The following is a 2831-nucleotide window of genomic DNA, read 5'->3' as shown; positions in this document are numbered from 1 at the left end:
TGCCATTGGCATGACAACCCGAACACCAGTGATGCGTCCACTCCGGTCCTCTCGTACTAGGAGCAGCCCCCCTCAATTCTCCAGCGCCCACGGCAGATAGGGACCGAACTGTCTCACGACGTTCTAAACCCAGCTCGCGTACCACTTTAAATGGCGAACAGCCATACCCTTGGGACCTACTTCAGCCCCAGGATGTGATGAGCCGACATCGAGGTGCCAAACACCGCCGTCGATATGAACTCTTGGGCGGTATCAGCCTGTTATCCCCGGAGTACCTTTTATCCGTTGAGCGATGGCCCTTCCATTCAGAACCACCGGATCACTATGACCTGCTTTCGCACCTGCTCGCGCCGTCACGCTCGCAGTCAAGCTGGCTTATGCCATTGCACTAACCTCCTGATGTCCGACCAGGATTAGCCAACCTTCGTGCTCCTCCGTTACTCTTTAGGAGGAGACCGCCCCAGTCAAACTACCCACCAGACACTGTCCGCAACCCGGATCACGGGTCTACGTTAGAACATCAAACATTAAAGGGTGGTATTTCAAGGTCGGCTCCATGCAGACTGGCGTCCACACTTCAAAGCCTCCCACCTATCCTACACATCAAGGCTCAATGTTCAGTGTCAAGCTATAGTAAAGGTTCACGGGGTCTTTCCGTCTTGCCGCGGGTACACTGCATCTTCACAGCGAGTTCAATTTCACTGAGTCTCGGGTGGAGACAGCCTGGCCATCATTACGCCATTCGTGCAGGTCGGAACTTACCCGACAAGGAATTTCGCTACCTTAGGACCGTTATAGTTACGGCCGCCGTTTACCGGGGCTTCGATCAAGAGCTTCGCTTGCGCTGACCCCATCAATTAACCTTCCGGCACCGGGCAGGCGTCACACCGTATACGTCCACTTTCGTGTTTGCACAGTGCTGTGTTTTTAATAAACAGTTGCAGCCAGCTGGTATCTTCGACTGATTTCAGCTCCACGAGCAAGTCGCTTCACCTACATATCAGCGTGCCTTCTCCCGAAGTTACGGCACCATTTTGCCTAGTTCCTTCACCCGAGTTCTCTCAAGCGCCTTGGTATTCTCTACCTGACCACCTGTGTCGGTTTGGGGTACGATTTGATGTTACCTGATGCTTAGAGGCTTTTCCTGGAAGCAGGGCATTTGTCGCTTCAGCACCGTAGTGCCTCGTCATCACGCCTCAGCCTTGATTTTCCGGATTTGCCTGGAAAACCAGCCTACACGCTTAAACCGGGACAACCGTCGCCCGGCCAACATAGCCTTCTCCGTCCCCCCTTCGCAGTAACACCAAGTACAGGAATATTAACCTGTTTCCCATCGACTACGCCTTTCGGCCTCGCCTTAGGGGTCGACTCACCCTGCCCCGATTAACGTTGGACAGGAACCCTTGGTCTTCCGGCGAGCGGGCTTTTCACCCGCTTTATCGTTACTTATGTCAGCATTCGCACTTCTGATACCTCCAGCATGCCTCACAGCACACCTTCAACGGCTTACAGAACGCTCCCCTACCCAACAACACATAGTGTCGCTGCCGCAGCTTCGGTGCATGGTTTAGCCCCGTTACATCTTCCGCGCAGGCCGACTCGACCAGTGAGCTATTACGCTTTCTTTAAATGATGGCTGCTTCTAAGCCAACATCCTGGCTGTCTGGGCCTTCCCACATCGTTTCCCACTTAACCATGACTTTGGGACCTTAGCTGGCGGTCTGGGTTGTTTCCCTCTTCACGACGGACGTTAGCACCCGCCGTGTGTCTCCCGTGATAACATTCTCCGGTATTCGCAGTTTGCATCGGGTTGGTAAGTCGGGATGACCCCCTTGCCGAAACAGTGCTCTACCCCCGGAGATGAATTCACGAGGCGCTACCTAAATAGCTTTCGGGGAGAACCAGCTATCTCCCGGTTTGATTGGCCTTTCACCCCCAGCCACAAGTCATCCGCTAATTTTTCAACATTAGTCGGTTCGGTCCTCCAGTTAGTGTTACCCAACCTTCAACCTGCCCATGGCTAGATCACCGGGTTTCGGGTCTATACCCTGCAACTTAACGCCCAGTTAAGACTCGGTTTCCCTTCGGCTCCCCTATTCGGTTAACCTTGCTACAGAATATAAGTCGCTGACCCATTATACAAAAGGTACGCAGTCACCCCATAAAGAGGCTCCCACTGCTTGTACGTACACGGTTTCAGGTTCTTTTTCACTCCCCTCGCCGGGGTTCTTTTCGCCTTTCCCTCACGGTACTGGTTCACTATCGGTCAGTCAGGAGTATTTAGCCTTGGAGGATGGTCCCCCCATATTCAGACAGGATACCACGTGTCCCGCCCTACTCTTCGAGCTCACAGCATGTGCATTTTTGTGTACGGGGCTGTCACCCTGTATCGCACGCCTTTCCAGACGCTTCCACTAACACACACACTGATTCAGGCTCTGGGCTGCTCCCCGTTCGCTCGCCGCTACTGGGGGAATCTCGGTTGATTTCTTTTCCTCGGGGTACTTAGATGTTTCAGTTCCCCCGGTTCGCCTCATTAACCTATGGATTCAGTTAATGATAGTGTGACGAATCACACTGGGTTTCCCCATTCGGAAATCGCCGGTTATAACGGTTCATATCACCTTACCGACGCTTATCGCAGATTAGCACGTCCTTCATCGCCTCTGACTGCCAGGGCATCCACCGTGTACGCTTAGTCGCTTAACCTCACAACCCGAAGATGTTTCTTTCGATTCATCATCGTGTTGCGAAAATTTGAGAGACTCACGAACAACTTTCGTTGTTCAGTGTTTCAATTTTCAGCTTGATCCAGATTTTTAAAGAGCAAA

Annotated in this window: 1 rRNA gene; it reads right to left on the bottom strand. The window is 52.6% G+C overall.

Features of this window, described 5'->3' with window-relative positions:
• Positions 1-2709 (bottom strand): 23S ribosomal RNA (locus H9644_RS21305); the annotation flags it as partial.
• Between the last annotated feature and the right edge of the window lie 122 nt (positions 2710-2831).

It is taken from the genome of Escherichia whittamii, from assembly GCF_014836715.1.
GTDB classification, from domain to species: domain Bacteria; phylum Pseudomonadota; class Gammaproteobacteria; order Enterobacterales; family Enterobacteriaceae; genus Escherichia; species Escherichia whittamii.
This window is presented reverse-complemented; position numbering and strand designations above follow the sequence as displayed.